The 21,263-nt window shown below is 67.0% G+C and carries 9 protein-coding genes; all 9 read left to right on the forward strand.

Translation table 11 applies throughout. From position 1 onward, the window contains the following. Positions 1 to 128: 128 nt before the first annotated feature. The 9 genes from ABD088_RS13320 to ABD088_RS13360 all read left to right on the forward strand — a co-directional run bounded on the left by ABD088_RS13320 (position 129) and on the right by ABD088_RS13360 (position 21,263). Positions 129 to 1,004, forward strand: coding sequence for an SDR family oxidoreductase (locus tag ABD088_RS13320; RefSeq protein ID WP_343902438.1), 876 nt, complete (start codon positions 129 to 131; stop codon positions 1,002 to 1,004). Between the two features lie 66 nt (positions 1,005 to 1,070). Then, positions 1,071 to 1,949, forward strand: a complete 879-nt coding sequence (locus tag ABD088_RS13325) for a biotin--[acetyl-CoA-carboxylase] ligase (protein ID WP_343902439.1) — start codon at positions 1,071 to 1,073, stop codon at positions 1,947 to 1,949. Between the two features lie 38 nt (positions 1,950 to 1,987). Further along, entirely contained in the window at positions 1,988 to 2,572 is a 585-nt protein-coding gene (locus tag ABD088_RS13330; protein WP_343902440.1) for a PH domain-containing protein, read from the forward strand. Beyond that, positions 2,553 to 3,878, forward strand: coding sequence for an adenylate/guanylate cyclase domain-containing protein (locus ABD088_RS13335; RefSeq protein WP_343902441.1), 1,326 nt, complete (start codon positions 2,553 to 2,555; stop codon positions 3,876 to 3,878). The genes ABD088_RS13330 and ABD088_RS13335 overlap by 20 nt, the downstream gene beginning before the upstream one ends. Before the next feature lie 117 nt (positions 3,879 to 3,995). After that, positions 3,996 to 10,112 carry an Ig-like domain-containing protein gene (locus ABD088_RS13340; RefSeq protein WP_343902442.1) on the forward strand — a complete coding sequence of 2,039 codons (6,117 nt, stop codon included), beginning with the start codon at positions 3,996 to 3,998 and terminating at the stop codon, positions 10,110 to 10,112. Between the two features lie 193 nt (positions 10,113 to 10,305). Continuing rightward, positions 10,306 to 16,401 carry an Ig-like domain-containing protein gene (locus tag ABD088_RS13345; protein WP_343902443.1) on the forward strand — a complete coding sequence of 2,032 codons (6,096 nt, stop codon included), beginning with the start codon at positions 10,306 to 10,308 and terminating at the stop codon, positions 16,399 to 16,401. 54 nt (positions 16,402 to 16,455) lie between these two features. Then, positions 16,456 to 17,439 (forward strand): AAA family ATPase, encoded by a 984-nt coding sequence (locus tag ABD088_RS13350; protein WP_343902444.1) that lies wholly within the window; start codon positions 16,456 to 16,458, stop codon positions 17,437 to 17,439. A 27-nt stretch (positions 17,440 to 17,466) separates the two neighbouring features. Further along, complete coding sequence (locus tag ABD088_RS13355) at positions 17,467 to 18,870, forward strand: DUF58 domain-containing protein (RefSeq protein ID WP_343902445.1); 1,404 nt, start codon at positions 17,467 to 17,469, stop codon at positions 18,868 to 18,870. Then, positions 18,867 to 21,263, forward strand: a complete 2,397-nt coding sequence (locus ABD088_RS13360) for a transglutaminase TgpA family protein (RefSeq protein ID WP_343902446.1) — start codon at positions 18,867 to 18,869, stop codon at positions 21,261 to 21,263. The genes ABD088_RS13355 and ABD088_RS13360 overlap by 4 nt, the downstream gene beginning before the upstream one ends.

Genomic DNA, 21,263 nt, shown 5'->3' on the forward strand with positions numbered 1-21,263 from the left:
TGACGCGGACCGCCGGGTTGGCTGTAGGAACCCTACAAAGTCGCCGGGTCCAGATGGGCGGGATACGGTCAGAAATCCGATGTTACTCACGGGTAACATTTGTTCCCGACTTCCCGTAGGCTGGTGCCATGACCGAGTCTCCAGCACCCCAGAACCCTTCCGTCGACGCAGCCGCTGAGGCCCGCCCCTTCGCCGGGCGCACTGTCCTGATGAGTGGCGGCAGCCGGGGCATTGGCCTGGCCATTGCCCTGCAGCTGGCCGCCGGCGGGGCGAACATCGCCTTGATGGCCAAGACGGCCACGGCCCACCCCTCACTGGAGGGGACCGTCTACACCGCGGCCGAGCAGATCCGCGCACTGGGTGTGAAGGCCCTGCCGATCGTCGGGGACGTGCGCAACGACGAGGACGTCCAGGGCGCCGTCGAGGCGACCGTGGCCGAGTTCGGCGGCATCGACATCGTGGTGAACAACGCCTCGGCGATCGACCTCTCCACGACGGACGCCGTGTCGATGAAGCGCTACGACCTGATGCAGGACATCAACGTCCGCGGGACCTTCCTGCTCTCCAAGCTGAGCCTGGATGCCCTGCGCGCCTCCGACAACCCCCACATCCTCACGTTGTCCCCGCCACTGAACCTGGACCCGAAATGGGCCGGAGCCAACCTGGCCTACACAATGGCCAAGTACGGGATGTCGCTGACCACGCTGGGACTGGCCGAGGAACTGCGCGGCGACGGCATCGCCGTGAACTCGCTGTGGCCGGCCACGATCATCAACACCGCGGCCATCCGCAACCTGCCCGGCGGCGAGAAGATCATCGGCGGGGCACGCAAGGACTCGATCGTCTCCGACGCTGCGGCCGTCATCCTGGCCCGCCCGGCGGCCGAGTGCACCGGCAACTTCTTCATCGACGAGGACGTGCTGCGCTCCGAGGGCATCACCGACTTCACCAGTTACAGCATGGGAGCACCGGAGGACCAGCTGTTCCCCGACATGTTCCTCTAAAGGGACGGTCGGCGGCCCGGGGCCTTGCCATGTCACCGGGTGGGCCCACGGGCTAGGGTTGAATCCATGAACGATTCCCCCCTGGTGCGCGCCCCACTCGATGCCGCAACCCTGCGCCGCGACCTCGTCGAGCCGGGAACCATCCACCGGCTGGACGTCGTGGAATCGACGGGATCGACCAATACCGACCTGGCGGCTGCCTTCGCCGCGGGCCCCGGGCAGTGGAAAGAGGTCAGCGTCCTGGCCACCGACTTCCAATCTGCAGGGCGGGGGCGCCTGGAGCGGACCTGGCAGGCGCCGCCGTGCAGTTCGCTGGCGGTCAGCATCCTGTTGCGCCCGGCTCCCGGTGGTGCCCCTGCCCCGGCTGACACCTACGGCTGGCTCTCCATGCTGTGCGCAACCGCCCTGGCCACCGCACTGCGCGAGAGCGCCGGGGTGCACGCCGAATTGAAGTGGCCCAATGATGTGATCGTCGCGGGCCGCAAGGTCGCCGGCGTCCTGGCGCAGCTGGTGCCCGCGCCCAAGGGGCCACCCGCCGTCGTCGTCGGTGCCGGCGTCAACGTCACGCTCGAACGCGACGAACTCCCCGTTCCCACGGCCACCTCGCTGCTGCTCGAGCAGGCGACCACCGTGGACACCACAGTGCTGCTGACCGCCTACCTGCGCGCAGTGGCCCGCCTCTACTCGGGTTTCCTGCGCGCCGGCGGCCGCGCCGACGCGCCAATCGACGGCGGCGACAGCCTGCGCGAGCGGGTCGCCGCGCTGATGGCCACCCTCGGCGCGCCGGTCCGGGCGGAACTGCCCGGAGGCACCTCCCTGGAGGGCACCGCCGTCGGACTCGAATCCGACGGGGCCCTGAGCGTGCGGGCCGCCGACGGCACGACCACTGCAGTCCGCGCCGGCGATGTGGTCCATCTGCGCCGCACCGACGGCCGCTACGCCTGAGCCCCGGGCCAACCGGTCAGCCGGCACGCCTAGAATTGATGGAAACGGATCGGAAGGACACAATGCGGCTGCGCCTGGCGGAGGACGAGTGGGTGATCGTCAAGACCCGTGCGCACCGCCGTGTCCTGAACCGTCCAGCTGTCCTCTTCATCGGCATCGCCGCGCTGGCCGCCTTCGCCATGGGCACGCTCACCCGCGAGGACCTGCCGCAGGCGGTGCTGGACACCGTGCCGCTGCTGCAGGTGGTGGTCCCGATCGTGGCTGCTGTCCTGGTGCTGGCCTGGTGTCTGATCCCGTTGTTGCGCTGGCGCCGGACCATCGTCTTCTTGACCAGCCAACGGGTGGTGGTGCGCCGCGGGCTCGCGGCGAAGAACCAGTGGGAACTGCCGCTGGCCTTCGTCAGGACGCTGCGCACCAGCCAGAAACTGCTGGAGCGTGGAAGCGGCTCCGGGGCGCTGGTGCTGGAGACGCCGAACGGGCCGGTCCGGCTGCCGCATCTGCCGCAGGTGGAGCGCTTCCGGTGGCTGGTGGTGACGGCCATTGAGCGTTTACCCAGATCCATGGGGTTCGATGGTGTAGATATGGGAACAGAGGAACGTGTGGATGGGATTGGACATGGATGATGGGCAGGCAGCCGGTGAGCAGGAAGCGGACAACCCCGCGACCCCCGGCCAGGAGCCCACACCCCGGACCGCCTCCCTGCCGATCGTGACCCCCGCTCCGTCCGCCGGCGGCACGGAATCCGAAACCTCGGATCACGACGCCGCTGACCGGGCCCGCCTCGCCGATCCCGAACCGCAGCGCACCAGCACCGGCTCGCTGCCGGCGCTGAGCCCGGACGCCGGCCCGGAAACCCGTGCCCTGCCGCTGGTCCAGGCGCTCGAACGCGAAAAGGTCAAGGAATCCGCCCAGGGCCTGGAGATGTTGCTGCTGGGGTCCAAGCGCACCATGCGCCGCCGCGATGTGGCCGCCGCCGCCGGGATCTCACTGCTCAGCGCCCGCAAACTCTGGCGCGCCCTCGGCTTCCCCAACCTGGGCGATGACGATGTCGCCTTCACCGAGAACGACCTCGACGCGATCCAGACCATCCTGGGCAATGTGCGCTCCTCCAACCTGACCGAAGAGGCCGCCGTCTCGATCACCCGGTCCATCGGACAGATGACCGATCGCATGGTCGTCTGGCAGATCGAGGCACTCGTGGAGGACATGGTCCAGAACCAGGGCGTCAGCGACCCCGAGGCCCGCCGTCGGCTGGTGGATCGCCTGCCGGACCTGATCGATCCGCTGGAGAAGCTGCTGGTCTACTCGTGGCGCCGGCAGCTCAACTCAGCGGTACACCGCCTCGGCGTCCGGGCCGAATCCGGGCTGGCCTCCAGCGAGGAGGGACGCGACGGCAGCGAGGACGACGCCCCGTTGCCCCTGGCCCGTGCCGTCGGATTCGCCGACCTGGTCTCCTACACCTCACTGTCCCGCCGCATGAACGAACGCACGCTGGCACAGATGGTGCAACGCTTCGAGAACAAGTGCGCCGAAATCATCTCCGTCGGCGGCGGGCGCCTGGTCAAGACCATCGGCGACGAAGTGCTCTTCATCGCGGAGACGCCCCAGGCCGGCGCGCAGATCTCGCTGTCCCTGGCCACCGAATTCGCGAACGACGACTTCCTGCCCAAGGCCCGCGTCTCGGTGGTCTGGGGCCGGATCCTCTCCCGCCTGGGCGATGTCTACGGACCCACGGTCAACCTGGCGTCCCGGCTGACGGCGCTCGCCGACCCCGGGACGGTCTGGACCGACTCGGTCACGGCCGGCACCCTCGAGGGGGATCCCCGCTTCGTGCTGAGCCCACAGCCCACCACGCAGGTACGCGGCTTCGGCGACATCAACCCCGTGGTCCTCTCCATGGGCGAGGGCGAAGGCCTGATCCTCGACTAGCCCCTGCACGCCGGCGGACCGTCCCCGGCGTTTCATCCATCCTCTAGACTGGGTGTTGGCCCAATTCTGCGTCCTTTGGGGGGCACGGAATCAGACGGTGGATGAGGACCATAGAACATGTCCCGATGGGGAACACGCCCAGGCAAGAGCACGGGCTTCAAGGCAGCTGCCGTCTCGGTCGTCTCGGCATTGGCCATCACCGGGGCGATCATCTACCCGGGTTTCAAGACCGCGGATGTGGATCTGAACGACGGCGGCGTGTGGGTGGTCAACAAGACGCTGAACAAGGTGGGCCACCTCAACTACCAGTCCAAGGTGCTCGACGGCGGGATCCTCACCCCTCTTCCGGACTACGACCTCGAGCAGAACGCCAACCAGGTCTTCGTGCGCAACATGGAACAGGGAGCCCTGACGACGATCGATCCGGCCATGGTCCAGTTTGCCGACGACAACGCCTTGCCGGCCAACTCTTCCTTCTCGCACGGGACAGGAGTCGTCTCCGTCGCCGATGCCGATCACGGCATCGTCTACGCCACCGGGACCGACGAGCTCGGAAGCTTTGCCTCCCAGGACACCCCGCCATTGATCGACGCCCAGGGCAAGGTCCTCACGGCCGTGGGCGAGGACGACCGGGTGTGGGCCGTGGACGTTGATGCGCAGGACTTCATCAGCTGGACCCGGCAGCCTGACGGATCGTTCCGGGAGAAATCGAAGAAGCATGTCGACGCGATCCCCGGTGGGGCCAAACTCCAGTTGACCGTCGTGGGGGAGACGGCGGTCCTCTTCGACGAGGGCGCCGGCACCGTGATCACCTCGGACGGCAAGACCTCCACCGTCGTGGACCCCGCCGGCGGGAAGCTGCAGGCCCCCGGACCGGACGCCGGCCACGCGGCCATCGCCCTGGGCAACAAGCTGGCCAACGTCTCCCTGGGAGGTGGCGAGGCGGACTACGTGGCCCTGAAGACCAGCGGAACACCCATCCAGCCGGTACGGGTCGGTGACTGCACCTACGCCGCCTGGCAGGGGAGCGGGGAGTACCTGCGTGATTGCGCAGACGACGGGCAGGACGTCTCCCAGACGGTTCCGGAAATGCCCAGCACCGCTGAATTGAAATTCCGGGTCAATCGTGACGTCGTCGTGCTCAATGACGTGGCGTCCGGCCAGGTGTGGCTGGTCAACGAAGGCATGCAGATCGTCAGCAACTGGAGCGATCTGGAACCGCCGAAGGGCAAGGGCGAGGCGAAGAAGGAGGACTCCAAGGAGATCACCGACGCCATCGAGCTTCCGAACCGGACCAAGGACAACAAGAAGCCCATCACCAAGCCCGATGACTTCGGCGTCCGGGCCGGGCGCACCACTGCGTTGCCGGTCCTGTTCAACGATGTGGACCCCGACGGCGACCTCCTCACGGCGGACCTGCAGGGAAAACAACCGTCCGTCGGGACCCTGCAGCAGATCCATGACGGCACGGGCTTCCAGCTCGTCGTGCCCGCGGACGCCTCCGGCCGCACCTCGTTCACCTATGAGGCGAACGATGGCCGTGGCGGCCGGGCGACGGGCACCGCCGGCATCCGGGTGGTTCCGGAGGGGGAAAACCAGAAGCCCACCCAGGAACGCGTGACGACGCTGCGCGTCCAGCAGGGCGAATCCGTCACCCAGGATGTGTTGAGCGACTGGAAGGACCCGGACGGTGATGACCTCCAGCTCCTCGGCGCCTCCAGCGAGGACCAGGACGTCGTCCGCGTCCGGCCCGACGGGGCGCTGACGTTCCAGGACAACGGCAAGAAGGTGGGCCGCAAGGAGCTCACCGTCCAGGTGTCCGACGGCCGCGAAGGAGCCCAAGGCCGCATCGTGGTGGAGACGCTGGCCAAATCCGCCACGCCGCCGGTGACCGCCACCGACCATGTGACCGCGAACGTCGGGGAGGAAGTGACCTTCTCGCCGTTGGAGAACGATGCCGATCCCAGCGGGACGGAATTGCGGTTGGCCAACGTCGAATCGGTGACCGGAGTGGAGCTGAAGAGCAACTCGGATACCGGCACCGTCACCATCCGTGGCCAACGGACCGGGACGTTCTACGCGAAGTACGTCGCCACCAATGGGCCAGCCAGTGCCCCGGGGCTGATCCGCATCGACGTAAAGGACCCCGAGCAGAATTCGGGAAACCCGGTCGCGGTCCGCGACGTGGCCTTGCTTCCCGCTGGCCAGGACGTCCTGGTCAATGTCCTGGGCAACGACTCCGACCCGGCAGGCGGGGTCCTGGTCCTCACCGGTGCCGACGTCCCCGACGATGCCCCCTTCACGGTCTCCGTGGAACGCAACAGCTTTGTCCGCGTCACCGACGTGCGCGGACTGACCGAACCAACCAAGGTCAAATACACCGTCTCCAACGGCAACGGCGCCTCCACCGGCGAGATCAATGTGATCCCGGTGCCTGCGCCCCCGAAACTGGATCCACCGCGGCCCAACCCGGATGACGTCGTCGTCCGGGCCGGAGACGTCGCCACGGTCGACGTGCTGGAGAACGACATCCACCCCAATGGGGCCGAGCTGACCCTGCGGCCGGGGCTGAAGGAAGCGGACAACCTGGGCGAGGGGTCGCTGGTCAGCGTCGCCGACGACACCGTGCGCTTCCGCTCCGGCGAATTCGACGGCAAACCACGGACGGTATCGGCCGTCTACACCGTGGCAGGCCCCGACGGCCAAGAAGCCAACGCGCGGATCAACTTCCACGTCCAGCCCGTGGACCTGGAATCGAATGCGCCGCCGTCTCCCGAACAGGTGACGGGCCGGGTCTTTGCCGGTGGGAGCACCGCCATCCAGATCCCGTTGGGCGGCATCGACCCGGACGGCGACTCCGTCACCCTGGTGCAACTGGGCGAGGCTCCGAAACTGGGATCGGCCAAGGTCAAGGGCTCGTCCATCGAGTACACGGCCAGCAACACCGCCTCCGGCACCGATGTGTTCTCCTACGTCGTCGAAGACCGGCTGGGCGCCCGTGCCACCGGCACTGTCATGGTCGGCATTGCCCCGTTGTCGTCGGAGAACAACCCGCCGACCGCGGTCAACGACTCCATCACAGTGCGCCCCGACCGCCCGGTTGCGGTTGATGTGATGTCCAACGACTCCGATCCGGACGGAGACCGCACCACGCTCGTCGACGATCTCCGTGCCTCCGATGGCGTCGATGCCCAGGTCGTCAACGGACGCATCCAGGTGACCTCGCCCAAGGAAAAGGGATCGTTGTCGATCCGCTACAACATCAGTGACGGCCGGGGCGGAACGGCTAGTGCCACGTTGACCGTCGAGGCCGATCCGGAAGCCAAGCTCCTGGCCCCGATCGCGCGCGACGACCGCGCCTCCCTGCAGGAGACGGTCGGCAAGGACGAGGTCACCCTCCCGATCCTGGAGAACGACGAGGACCCGGATGGGCGGGTCGATGACCTCAAGGTGGCCCTGCCGGATAAACCGGGCTCGGCCAGCATCACCGGTGACAACCAGCTCAAGGTCAAGGTGGGGGACAAGTCCCAGGTCATCGCCTACACGATCACCGACCAGGATGAGCTGGAATCCACGGCGTTCGCCATCGTTCCCGGTGCCGGCGGGGCGCGTCCGGTGCTGCGCAGCGACAAACCCCAGGAGATCATGGCCGGGGAGACCCTGGCGCTGGATCTCGGCGAGTTGGTCAAGGTCCGCGACGGACACCAGCCGCGGCTGACCGAGGAGGACAAGGTCACCTCCGTGCCGGAGAACGACGGCGAACTGGTCAAATCGGCCACGGCCCTGACCTTCACGGCGGACAAGGAATACTCGGGTCCGGCCTCCGTCACGGTCGAGGTCACGGACGGTTCCGGCCCGGACGATCGGGATGGACTCACCAGCGTGCTCTCGATTCCGATCAAGGTGCTGCCGCGGCCGGAAGACAACAAGCCGCCGACGATCCAATCCAACTCCCTGGACGTCGCCCAGGGTGAAGATGCTGCACGTCTTGACCTGCGCCAGATCGCCAGCGACCCGGACCCCGACGACGCGGGGAAACTCGCGTTCTCCGTGGGCGAGTCGAACATCGATGGGGTGGGCGTGAAGCTGGTGGATGGCCACATCCTGACGGCCGAAGCCGATGCCAAGACCCCGAAGGGGACCCAAGGAGCCGTCAAGGTATCCGTGACCGACGGGGAGAACGACCCGGTCTCGGCCAATATCGCGATCAATGTCCTGGCTTCCACCCGTGAGAAGCCCGTCGCCAATGATGACACCGTCGACGAGGCCCAGCAGGGCCGCACGGAAGTCGTCGATGTGCTGGCCAACGACCACAACCCGTACGCCGATGAAGGGCCGCTGGAGCTCATCGGTGTCACCGGGCAGCAGGGGGACGGCGGCGCCGAGATCCGCGGTGGAAAGGTCGCCGTCACCCCCGCGAAGGACTTCGTCGGGACGCTGACCGTCCAGTACACGATCGGCGATGTGACAGGGGACCCCGACCGGCAGGCCACCGGCAACGTCACCCTCAACGTCAAGGGCAAACCCGATGCCCCCGGCCTGCCGCTGGTGGAGTCGACCGGCGATGGGAAGGTAGCGCTGAGCTGGGATGCGCCGTCGAACAACGGCGCCCCCGTCGAGTCCTACACCGTGGCCGGTGACGGTGTGAAGCAGACCTGCCAGACGACGACCTGCACCATCACTGGCCTAAAGAACGACCACGTGTACAACTTCACCGTGACCGCCACCAATGCCGTGGGTGAATCCGAGGCGTCTGCGGCATCCGCCGATGCCCGGCCCGACGTTGAACCGGAACAGCCGGGGGCACCGACGGGCACCTCGGGCGATGAACAGGCCAGCGTGAAGTGGGCCGCGCCGGTCAGCCGCGGTTCAGCGGTCACCAGTTACAACCTGGAGATCTCACCTGCACCGGCCACCGGCGTCAGCCAGGTTTCCGGGGTGACCGGGACCGGCCACACGTGGAAGGGCCTGAAGAACGGCGTCGCCTACCAGTTCAGGGTCCAGGCCGTGAACAAGGCGGACAAGCCCTCGCCATGGAGCACCTACTCCGCGTCGGTGATCCCGGCCGGCAAGCCGTTCAAGCCGACGGCGCCCGTCGCCGTCCGCTCCCAGTCCAACGTCAATGGCGGGGTCGTCAACGTGGACTGGAAGGCACCGAACAACAATGGTGCGGCCATCCAGGGCTATACGCTCAAGGTCCATGAGGGGGGATCCGTGGTGCGGACCGTCTCTTCCACCGCGACGCAGCAGGCAGTCACCGGGCTGAAGACCACCGGCTCCTACACCTTCTCCGTCGTGGCGAAGAACAAAGTGGGCACTTCCCCCGAGAGCGGCCGGTCGACGGCAGTCACCCCCTACGGTCGCCCCAAGGCGACCGGCAAGCCAACGGCCAAGGCCACCGGCGCCAACAACAAGGTCCAACTGAATTTCTCCAAGCCAGGAGCCAACGGCTCGGCCATCACCGGGTACCAGTACTCCACTGACGGCGGAGCCTGGAAGTCCATCGGTGGGTCCGGGGCGGTCATCGCCACGGACAAGAACGGATCGCCACACTCGTGGCGGGTGCGTGCCCTCAACGCGGCAGGGGCCGGTGATCCCAGCCGCGCCTCCAACTCCACGAGCTCCTATGGCCCGCTACGCGATGGAGGTGGCAGGAAGTCCTCCAGCACCACCAAGTCCGTCGCCTTCAATTGGAACGGCAACGTGGGCGCCTATGACAACGGACGCAAGACCACGCTCAAGGCTTCCATCAACGGCGGGGTGGGATCGGTCAATGCCTCGAAGGGCAGCTACACGGCCGGCGGGCTGGATCCCGACCGGGAGCAAAAGCTGACCCTGACCATCACGGCAACGGATGCGGCGGGACAGAAGAACAGCTGGTCGGTTTCCGGGACGTCGAAGAAGCAAACACCCGCGCCGAACCCGAGCACCAAGATCGTCGCCGGAAAACCGTCAACGGGTTGCGGAACGGAATGCACGCAGATCGACGTGGACGTGCACGGCTACACCCGGAACTATGCCGGGACGTGGACGGCCACGTGCTACGGGGATGGCGGACGTCGCAAGATCAACGAGAACACCACTTTGGTGGAAATCGGCGGCAGTGGGAAGAAGCGGGCTCCGCTGAATTGCAAGAACGCGAAGAACGAAAACCTTCCCCTGAGCATCAAAATGACCAAGGGTGGCCTCACGGAGTGGTCCAACGAGGATTGGACCTGGCCGTACGCTGACTAGGAGCGGGCATCTCCGGGATCCACTGGTCGGACGAGTATCTGGGGGAAACCTGTGTGTTTGCTGGTGTGGGACTCGGCGTATGGGGAGTTCTCCCCATGTCGCCGAGTTCATCCATCCACTAGAATCACTGATGGCCGGTTCTGCGTCCCGTTGGGGGGCACGGACGAACGCGACTTGATGAGGAAACCAGAACATGTCCCGATGGGGAGCGAGCCCGGGCAAAAGCACGGGCTTCAAGGCGGCAGCGGTATCGGTCGTCTCAGCCCTCGCCATCACCGGGGCCATCATCTACCCGGGTTTCAAGACCGCTGACGTCGATCTGAACGACGGCGGCGTCTGGGTGGTCAACAAGACCCTCAACAAGGTGGGCCACCTCAACTACCAGTCCAAGGTGCTCGACGGCGGCGTGCTGACCCCGCTGCCCAGCTACGACCTGGAACAAAACGCCGACAAGGTCTTCGTCCGCAACCTCGAACAGGGCGCCCTGACGACCATCGACCCGGCCATGGTCCAGTTCGCCGATGACAACGCGCTCCCGGCCAACTCGTCGTTCTCCTACGGTTCCGACGTGGTCTCCGTCGCCGACGCCGACCACGGCATCGTCTACGCCACCGCCACCGAGGAGCTCGGCAGCTTCGCCTCGCAGGATTCCCCGCCGTTGATCGATGCCAAGGGCAAGGTCCTCACCGCGGTCGGCAAGGACGACAGGGTCTGGGCGGTCGACGTGGACGCCCAGGAATTCATCAGCTGGACGCGTCAGGACGACGGCAGCTTCTCGGAGGAATCGCGCAAGCACGTCGACTCCATCCCCAGCGGAGCCAAACTCCAGCTCACCGTGGTCGGTGACACGGCAGTCCTCTTTGACGAGGGTGCCGGCACGGTCATCACCTCGGACGGCAAGACCTCCACCGTGGTGGACCCCAACGGGGGCAAGCTCCAGGCCACCGGTCCGCAGGCCGACCATGTGGCCATCGCCCTGGGCAACAAGCTGGCCAACGTTCCGCTGAAGGGTGGGGAGGCGGAATACCTTCCGCTGAAATCGAGTGGGACGCCGATCCAGCCGGTACGCGTGGGGGATTGCACCTATGCCGCGTGGCAGGGAAGTGCCGAGTACCTGCGGGACTGCGAGGACGACGGCCAGGACGTTTCCCAAAAAGTCCCGGAGATGCCCAGCACCGCGGAGCTCGAATTCCGGGTCAATCGTGACGTCGTCGTGCTCAATGACGTGACCTCCGGGCAGGTCTGGTTGGTCAACGACGGCATGCAGATCGTCAGCAACTGGAGCGATCTGGAGCCGCCGAAGGGCAAGGGCGAGGCGAAGAAGGAGGACTCCAAGGAGATCACCGACGCCATCGAACTGCCCAACCGGACCAAGGACAACAAGAAGCCCATCACCAAACCCGATACCTTCGGCGTCCGGGCCGGGCGCACCACTGCCTTGCCCGTCCTGTTCAACGACGTGGATCCGGATGGTGACCTGCTGACCGCGTCGCTGGAGGGCAAGCAGCCCTCGATCGGCACCCTGCAGCAAATCCACGATGGCACCGGCTTCCAACTGGTGGTGCCCGACGATGCGACCGGGCGGACCTCGTTCGCCTACAAGGCCGACGACGGCCGCGGCGGCCAGGACACCGGCACGGCCAGCGTTCGGGTGGTGCCCAAGGGGGAGAACCACAAGCCGACGCAGGAGCGGGTGACGACCCTGCGCGTGCAGCAGGGCGAGTCCGTCACGCAGGACATCCTCAGCGACTGGAAGGATCCCGACGGGGATGACTTGCAGCTGCTCGGCGGGTCCAGCGAGGACAAGGACGTCGTCCGGGTCCGTCCCGATGGTGCACTGACCTTCCAGGACAACGGCAAGAAGGTGGGCCGCAAGGAGCTCACCGTCCAGGTGTCCGATGGTCGCGAAGGAGCCCAGGGCCGCGTGATCGTGGAGGTCCTGGCCAAGTCGGCGACGCCTCCGGTGACCGCTACGGACCACGTGACCGCGAACATCGGCGAGGAAGTGACGTTCTCCCCGTTGGAGAACGACACCGATCCCAGCGGCACCGAACTGCGGCTGGCCAACGTCGAATCGGTGAATGGCCTGGACCTGAAGGGCAATTCCGATACGGGAACCGTCACCATCAAGGGCCAACGCACCGGAACGTTCTATGCCAAGTACGTGGCGACCAATGGTCCAGCCAGTGCACCCGGGTTGATCCGCATCGACGTGAAGGATCCCGAGCAGAACTCCGGCAATCCCGTTGCAGTGCGCGACGTCGCCCTGCTGCCGGCCGGCCAGGATGTCCTGGTCAACGTGCTGGGCAACGACTCCGACCCGGCCGGTGGTGTCCTGGTGCTCACCGGTGCCGACGTTCCGAAGGATGCGCCGTTCACGGTCTCCGTGGAACGCAATAGTTTTGTCCGCGTCACCGACGTCAGGGGACTGACCGAGCCGACGAAGGTGAAGTACACGGTCTCGAACGGCAATGGGGTCTCCACCGGTGAGATCAATGTGATCCCCGTTCCCGCTCCGCCGAAGCTGGATCCTCCGCGCCCGAACCCCGACGACGTGGTGGTGCGCGCCGGAGACGTGGCCACGGTGAACGTGCTCGACAACGATGTGCACCCCAACGGGGCAGAACTGACGTTGCGGCCCGAGCTGAAGGAAGCGGACGGCCTCGGCGACGGATCGCTGGTCAGCGTCGCCGATGACACCGTGCGCTTCCGCGCCGGTGAATTCGACGGCAAGCCCCACACGGTATCCGCGGTGTACACGGTGGCGGGACCCGATGGCCAAGAGGCCAACGCGCGGGTGAACTTCCACGTCCAGCCCGTCGACCTGGCCTCCAACGCCCCACCCTCGCCCGAGCAGGTCACCGGCCGTGTCTTCGCCGGTGGCACCACTGCCATCCAGGTCCCGCTGGGCGGCATCGACCCGGACGGCGACTCCGTGACCCTGGTCCAGCTCGGCGGTGCCCCGAAGCTCGGCTCGGCCAAGGTCAAGGGCTCATCCATCGAGTACACGGCCAGCAACACCGCCTCGGGAACCGATGTGTTCTCCTACGTCGTCGAGGACCGGTTGGGCGCCCGCGCCACCGGCACCGTCATGGTCGGCGTGGCCCCGTTGGCCTCAACCAACAATCCGCCAGTAGCGGTCAACGACTCCATTACCGTGCGTCCCGACCGTCCCGTCTCCGTCGATGTCATGTCCAACGACACCGACTCCGACGGGGACCGGATCACCCTGGTCGATGACCTGCGCGCCTCCGACGGCGTCGATGCGAAGGTCGTCAACGGCCGCATCCAGGTCACCTCGCCCAAGCAAAAGGGCTCGCTGTCCATCCGCTACAACATCAGTGATGGCCGGGGCGGATCCGCCAGTGCCACGCTGACCGTGGAAGCCGATCCGGAAGCCAAGCTGTTGGCCCCGATTGCCCGCGATGACCGGGCCTCGTTGCAGGAGACTGTCGGCAAGGACACCGTCACGCTGCCCATCCTCGAAAATGACGAGGACCCGGACGGGCGGGTCGATGACCTGAAGATCTCGCTGCCGGACAAGCCGGGTTCTGCCAGCGTGACCGGCAACAACCAACTCAAGGTCAAGGTCGGGGACAAGTCCCAGGTCATCGCCTACACGATCACCGACCAGGACGATCTGAAGTCCACGGCCTTCGCCATCGTGCCCGGCGCCGGCGGTGCCCGACCGCTGCTGCGCAGCGACAAGGCCCACGAGATCATGGCGGGGGAGACCCTCAAGCTCGACCTCGGGGACCTCGTCCAGGTCCGCGACGGCCACAAGCCCCGGCTGACCGACGAGAACAAGGTCAAGTCGGTTCCCGACAACGACGGCGAACTGGTCAAGTCGGCCACGGAACTCACGTTCAAGTCGGACAAGAAGTACTCCGGACCCGCGTCCGTCACCGTGGAGGTCACCGATGGTTCGGGACCCGATGACCGCGACGGGCTCACCAGCGTGCTCTCGATCCCGATCAAGGTGCTGCCGCGGCCGGAAGACAACAAGCCGCCGACCATCCAATCCAACTCCCTCGATGTCGCCCAGGGTGAAGATGCTGCACGTCTTGACCTGAAGCAGATTGCCAGCGATCCCGATGCGGACGACGCCGGAAAGCTCAAGTTCTCCGTCGGGGACCAGAACGTCGAGGGGGTCAAGGTCGGACTGACCGATGGCCACATCCTCACCGCCCAGGCGGACGCGGAAACGCCCAAGGGGACGAAGGGAACCGTGAAGGTTTCCGTGACCGATGGCCACAGCGATCCGGTCTCGGCCAACATTGCCCTGAACGTGCTCGCTTCCACGCGCGAACTGCCCGTGGCCGTCGCGGACTCCGTCCCCGAGGCCCATCAGGGCCGGACCGAGGTAGTGGATGTGCTGGCCAATGACCACAACCCGTACCCGGAAAAGGGCCCGCTGAAGATTGTCGGCGTCACCGGTCAGCAGGGTGACGGCGGTGCAGAGATTCGCGGAGACAAGCTCGCCATCACGCCCGACAGCAAATTCGTCGGCACGATGACGGTGCAGTACACGATTGGTGATGTGACCAAGGACGTCGACCGCCAGGTCAACGGCACCGTCACGCTGAACGTGAAGGGCAAGCCGGACGCCCCGGGTCTGCCCCTGGTCGAGTCAACGGGTGATTCCAAGGCGGTGATCAGTTGGGATGCTCCGTCGAATAACGGTGCACCCATCGAGTCCTACACCGTGGCCGGCGACGGTGTGAAGCAGACCTGCCAGACGACGACCTGCACGATCGCCGGGTTGAAAAACGACCACGTCTACAACTTCACGGTCACCGCGACCAACGCTGTCGGCGAATCCGAGGCGTCCGCTGCTTCGGCCGATGCCCGCCCCGACGTGGAACCCGAGCAACCGGGAGCACCGACGGGTACGTCGGGCGACGAACAGGCCAGCGTGAAGTGGGCCGCACCGGTCAGCCGCGGTTCAGCGGTCACCAGCTACAACCTGGAGATCTCTCCTGCACCGGCCACCGGCGTCAGCCAGGTGTCCGGGGTGACCGGCACCAGCCACACGTGGAAGGGCCTGAAGAACGGCGTCTCCTACCAGTTCAGGGTCCAGGCAGTGAACAAGGCGGACAAGCCCTCGCCATGGAGCTCGTACTCGGCATCGGTGATTCCCGCCGGCAAGCCCTTCCAGCCCGCGGCACCGGTCGCGACACGTGCCCAATCCGCGGTCAACGGTGGCGTCGCCAACGTCAACTGGAGCGCGCCTGGCGACAACGGTGCGCCCATCCAGGGCTACACGCTCAAGGTCCTTGAAGGCGGCTCGACGGTCCGCTCGATCTCTACTTCCGCAGGAGAGACACAACAGACCGTTACCGGGCTGAAAACGACGGGCTCCTACAGTTTCTCTGTGGTCGCCAAGAACAAGGTCGGTACCTCGCCCGAGAGTGGCAGGTCCACCGCGGTGACCCCCTACGGCCGACCGAAAGCGATCGGCAAGCCAACGGCCAAGGCCACCGGCGCCAACAACAAGGTCCAACTGAATTTCTCCAAGCCAGGAGCCAATGGCTCGGCCATCACCGGGTACCAGTACTCCACGGACGGTGGAGCCTGGCAGGCCATTTCCGGCCCGGGCGCCGTCATCACCACGAATGCCAACGGTGCCTCCCACTCTTGGCGGGTTCGTGCACTCAATGCTGCCGGAGCCGGCGATCCCAGCTCGGGATCTAATTCCACCAGCTCCTACGGTCCCCTCAAGGATCCCGGCGGCCGCTCCTCGAGTCACAACGACGATTCGGCGACCTTCAACTGGGTTGCGGACAAGGCACAGTATGAAAACGGGCGCGGGGCAACGGTCTCTGTTTCCGGCGACACCTCGTCCAATAGCGGTCACAAGGTCTTCGGCGGCATCGGGTACTCGGCGACGCGGTCGGTGACGATCACAGTGACCGACACCGTGGGCCACAAGGAGTCCTGGACGATGAAGGAAACGACCAACCCCAAACCCAAACCCAACCCCTCGGTGAAGTTGTCTTCCGGCGACTACGTTGAAAAGGGCGATTGCGACATCAAGTGCTACTACCTTGCCGTGACGCTGAACGATTTCACCGGCGACTACGCGGGCGAGTGGAACGCAAACTGCTACAACAATGGACGCAAACACCAGTTCAACACCTATTCCCCGACCGTCTCCTCGGGCACATCGGGCGCCCAGCAATTGACCTGCTATCACGGTGCAGGCGACGCGATGCCACTCACGGTCAAACTCACCAAGGGGAATATGACGATCTGGTCGGACGATGTCTCGACGTGGCCGACCCAATAGGCTCAAGCCCCATCACCTCCACGCTTGCCCACCACGACCCAAGGAACACACACGATGACGACGAAGATGACCAACGACCAGGCCGAATGGTTTGCCGGCACCTTTGAAAAGTTGGTGGCCAATGTCGGCCAGGCAGTGCTCGGCAAGGAGGACGTGATCAAGCTGATCCTCACGGCCATGCTCTCCGAGGGGCATGTGCTGCTGGAGGACGCCCCCGGAACCGGCAAGACCATGCTGGCCCGGTCCCTCTCGGCCACCGTGCAGGGCTCCAACTCGCGCATCCAGTTCACCCCCGACCTGTTGCCGTCCGACGTCACCGGCATCACCATCTACGACCAGAAGACCCAGCTCTTCGAGTTCCACCAGGGCCCGATCTTCGCGAACATCGTCCTGGCCGATGAGATCAACCGCGCCTCACCCAAGACCCAGTCGGCACTGCTGGAGGTCATGGAGGAGGCGCGCGTCAGCGTCGACGGCAAGACCTACACGCAGGATCGACCGTTCATGGTCATTGCCACGCAGAACCCCATCGAGCAGGCGGGTACCTACCGCCTGCCCGAGGCCCAGCTGGACCGCTTCCTGATCAAGACCTCCATCGGCTACCCGGACCGCGAATCCACGGTGCGCCTGCTCTCCGGCGCCTCGACTCGTGACCGGTCGCTGGCGTTGAAGCCGATCATCACCACCGGCGCCATCGCGGACATGGCCGATCTGGCCACCACCACCCACGTGGACGACGCGGTCCTGCACTACATTGCCGAGCTGACCGAACAGACCCGCGAGGCACCGGAAACGCGTCTGGGCGTCTCGGTCCGTGGTGCCCTGGCCATGGTCCGCGCCGCGAAGGTCTGGGCCGCCTCCGAGGGCCGCAACTACGTGCTGCCGGACGACGTCAAGGAACTGGCACCCTTCGTGTGGACGCACCGGTTCGTCATGGACCCGGAGGCCGAGTTCTCCGGTGCCACCCCCGAATCGGTGCTCGGCCGCGTCCTGGCCGAGACCGCAGCACCCCAGCAGCGCTCCGGCGCCACCGCCTAGGCCCGGCCGGAAGGTATCCACCCCAGCATGAGCACCCCCACGCAGGAGAGCGGTCGGCGTTCCGCCACCGCCCGGGACCGGCCCCGACGCCGGAACCTCGGATCCCTGGGCGCCTCGTCGGCGGCCTGGGTCAAGCGGCGTACCCGCCGCCGGCCCGCCTCGACCCAGCGCTCCCGTCTGCACCCCACCTCGTTGACGGCAGAGTTCGTGAAGCTCATCCGCCTGGAGGTCCAGCCGGCAGGGCAGCGCGTGTCCTCCTGGGTGGGAACCCGGATCGAACCGGCCACCGAGATCGTCAGCCCCCTGGGCTGGCTGCTGGCCGCCGTCGTACTCGTCCTGGCGGTGCTCGGAGGAATCTTCGGCTGGCAGGAGGCGAAGATCGCCGCCCTGCTCGGCGCCCTGTTGCTGCTGCTGGCCATCGCGTTCATCCTGGGCCGCTCGGTCTACCGGGTGACCCTTGACCTGAACCGCACCCGGGTGGCCGTGGGGGACCGGGCCGTCGGCGGCATGGAAGTGCAGAATGCCTCCTCCAAGGCCCTGCTGCCCGTCTCCATGGAACTGCCGGTCGGCGCCTCCACCGCGTTCTTCAGGATCCCTCGGCTGGCCCCGGAGGGAACCCACGACGAACTCTTCACCATCCCCACGCACCGCCGTGCGGTCATCCAGGTCGGCCCGGTCCGCTCCATCCGCCAGGATCCCTTCGGCCTGCTGCGCCGGCAGGTGAAATGGACCGACGCCCAGGACCTGTACGTCCACCCGCGCACCACCGCCCTGGGCGGCACCAGTTCCGGGTTCATCCGCGACCTGGAGGGCCAGCCCACCCGCGACCTGTCCTCCTCGGACGTCTCCTTCCACGCACTGCGCGACTACGTGCCCGGCGATGACCGCCGGCACATCCACTGGAAGACCACCGCCCGCACCGGGGAGCTGATGGTCCGCCAATTCGAGGAGACCCGCCGCTCCCATCTGGCCATCGCCCTGTCCTCGAACACCGGCGAGTACACCTCGGAGGAGGACTTCGAGCTGGCCGTCTCGGTCGCCGCCTCCATCGGGCTGCAGGCGGTGCGCGAACAACGCAACCTCTCGGTCCTCACCCAGGCCGGCCCCCTGCGCACCGAGACCGGACGGAACCTGCTCGATGACCTGACCCGCGTGCAGGGCAAGCCCCGCCGCAGCGACCTGGTGGACCTCTCCCGCACCACCGCCGACTCGGTCCCCAACGCCTCGGTGTTCTTCCTGGTCACCGGTCCGGTCGCCACCCCGTCCGAGCTCCGCCGGGCCAGCACCCACGTCCCCGTCGGGGTCAGGGCGTTCGCCATCCGCTGCGCCGCCGGCGTGGCCCCGGCCCGCGCCACCATCGGGGACCTGACGGTCCTCACGGTCGGCGACCTGGCCGAACTTCCCCTCATCCTGCACCAGGTGGCCTCGTGAACCAGCCGACCCGGAGCCTGCGCTCCCACCTGCCCACCGCACGCCGCGCCATCGACGCCGCCGTCCTGCTGGCCTGCCTGATCCTGGGCGTGCTCGGTCTGCACGCTGCCTTTGGCGGCAACACCCGTTACCTCATCGCCGGGATCGGCGGCGCCGTGCTGGGCCTGGCGTTGGCGTATTCGATCGTCCGCTACCGGCTGGCGTTCCTGCCGGCCGCCGGGATCGGCATCGGGATCTACCTGCTGCTGGGCACCGCCCTGGCCACCCCCGCCGAGGCCATCGCCGGCTTCGTGCCCACTCTCGAATCCCTGCGCACCCTGCTCGCCGGCGTCGTGCTCTCCTGGAAGGACGTGCTCACCGTCGCCCCGCCCGTGGGCATCCGCGGCGGCATGCTGGTGGTGCCGTTCCTCAGCGCCTACGCCACCGCCGTGGTGGCCGGGCTGCTGGCCTGGCGGCTGCGCTCACCGTTCTGGAGCACCATCCCGGTGCTGGCGATGTTCATCGTCGGCATCGTCTTCGGCACCCGCGAGGTCCCCTTGCCGCTGGTGCGCGGACTGCTGCTGGTCATGGCGCTGGTCTGCTGGCTGGCCTGGCGCCGCCAGGTGGACCGGGCCGTGGGCCCCGAAATGCAGTCACTGCACGACGGCGGTGCCTCCTCGCTGGCGCGGGCCGGCCTCCTGCGCCGGGTCGGGATGGGGGCGATCGTGCTCGTGGTGGCCGGTGGACTGACGGCCCTTGCCGCACCGGCACTGCAGTCCGGTGAACAGCGCCAGGTGCTGCGCGACGCCGTCGTGCCCCCGATCGACCTCTACGACTACCCGAGCCCGCTGATGCGTTTCCGCACCTACGTCAAGGACAAGACGGAGGAACCGCTGCTCTCGGTCTCCGGACTGCCGGAGGGCCAGCGCGTCAGGCTCGCCGCCCTGGACACCTACGACGGGCTGGTCTACAACGTGGACCCGCGCTCGGGCGGGAACTTCACCCCCGTCGGCGACGCATCCAACGTCAACGCCTCCTCCGCCGATGACCCGCGGCGCCCGCACGGCACGCTGGACATCACCATCGAAGGGTACGACGGCGTCTGGGTCCCCGGTGGCGGGAAACTGCTGGGACTGGATGTGGAGGGGGAGCCCACCGGCGATCTCTCCCGCTCGCTGTTCTACAACGACGACGCCGAAACCGCGCTGTCCACCACCGGGTTGCGGCGCGGGGACCGATACACCGCGGACGTCGAGTTCCCGGTGCAGATCGACAGGAAGCAGCTCCAGGCGTTCGACCTCTCCAAGATCACCATGCCGCGGCTGGCCAACGTCCCGCAGGTGGTCTCCGGCAAGGCGGCAGACATGGCCGGCGACGGGGACACCGGAGTGGAACGGGCGGCGGCGATGGAAGGCATCCTGCACGAGACCGGCTACTTCTCCAACGGCAAGGAGAACGAGGTGCCGAGCCTGTCCGGGCACGGCGCCGCCCGGATCGCCGCCCTGCTGGACGCCGACGCGATGATCGGCGACGACGAGCAGTACGCGGTCGCCATGGCGCTGATGGCCCGCGACCAGGGCATGCCGGCCCGCGTGGTGATGGGTTTCTACCCGGAAAAGTACAACCCGTCGGGCACCGTGCAGCTCACGGGCGCGGACGTGCACGCCTGGGTGGAAATCAACTTCGAGAACGTCGGCTGGGTGGCCTTCACCCCGACGCCGGACAAGGACAAGGAACCGACGCCGCCGCAGCAGGAACCGCAGTCGGTGCCGCAGCCGCAGGTGCTGCAGCCGCCGCCCCCGCCGCAGGATGATGCGAAGCTTCCCCCGGAAACCGCTCCGGACCCGCAGGACGCCGACGACACGAAGGACGGCTTCTGGGCCTTCTGGGGGCCGATCCTGACGGTCATCGGCTACATCGCGATCCCCGTGGCGATCCTGTTGCTGCCGCTGCTGGTCATTGCCCTGCTGAAGCTGCGCCGCAGGAAGCGCCGCCAGCAGAGCGGCCGGCCCGGGGACCGGGTCAGCGGGGGCTGGAACGAGGTCATCTCCCTGGCCACCGACCTGGGTGCGCGTCCGTCGCCGCAGGGCACCCGCCGGGAGAACGCGAGATCACTCGGGGGCGATTTCCCCGACACCGCCGACAGTTCCGTGCTGCTGGCCCGCCGGGCTGACGCAGCGGTCTTCGGACACGAGGAACCGACCGAGGCCCAGGTGGCCGACTACTGGCACCAGGTGGACGAACACCTCACCGGGATGAGTTCATCGGTAGGATTCTGGGGGCGCCTGCGCGGAAAGTACTCGCCGAGGTCCCTGGTCCTCGACGCGAACGCCCGGCTCAGTGCCCGCCGGGCGCAGCGGGTGGATCGACGCAGTGCAGTCCGTAGAGTAGAGACAAACGAGGAAAAGGAGTAG

The sequence above is a fragment of the Arthrobacter rhombi genome (genome assembly GCF_039526245.1).
Classification (GTDB): domain Bacteria; phylum Actinomycetota; class Actinomycetes; order Actinomycetales; family Micrococcaceae; genus Arthrobacter_H; species Arthrobacter_H rhombi.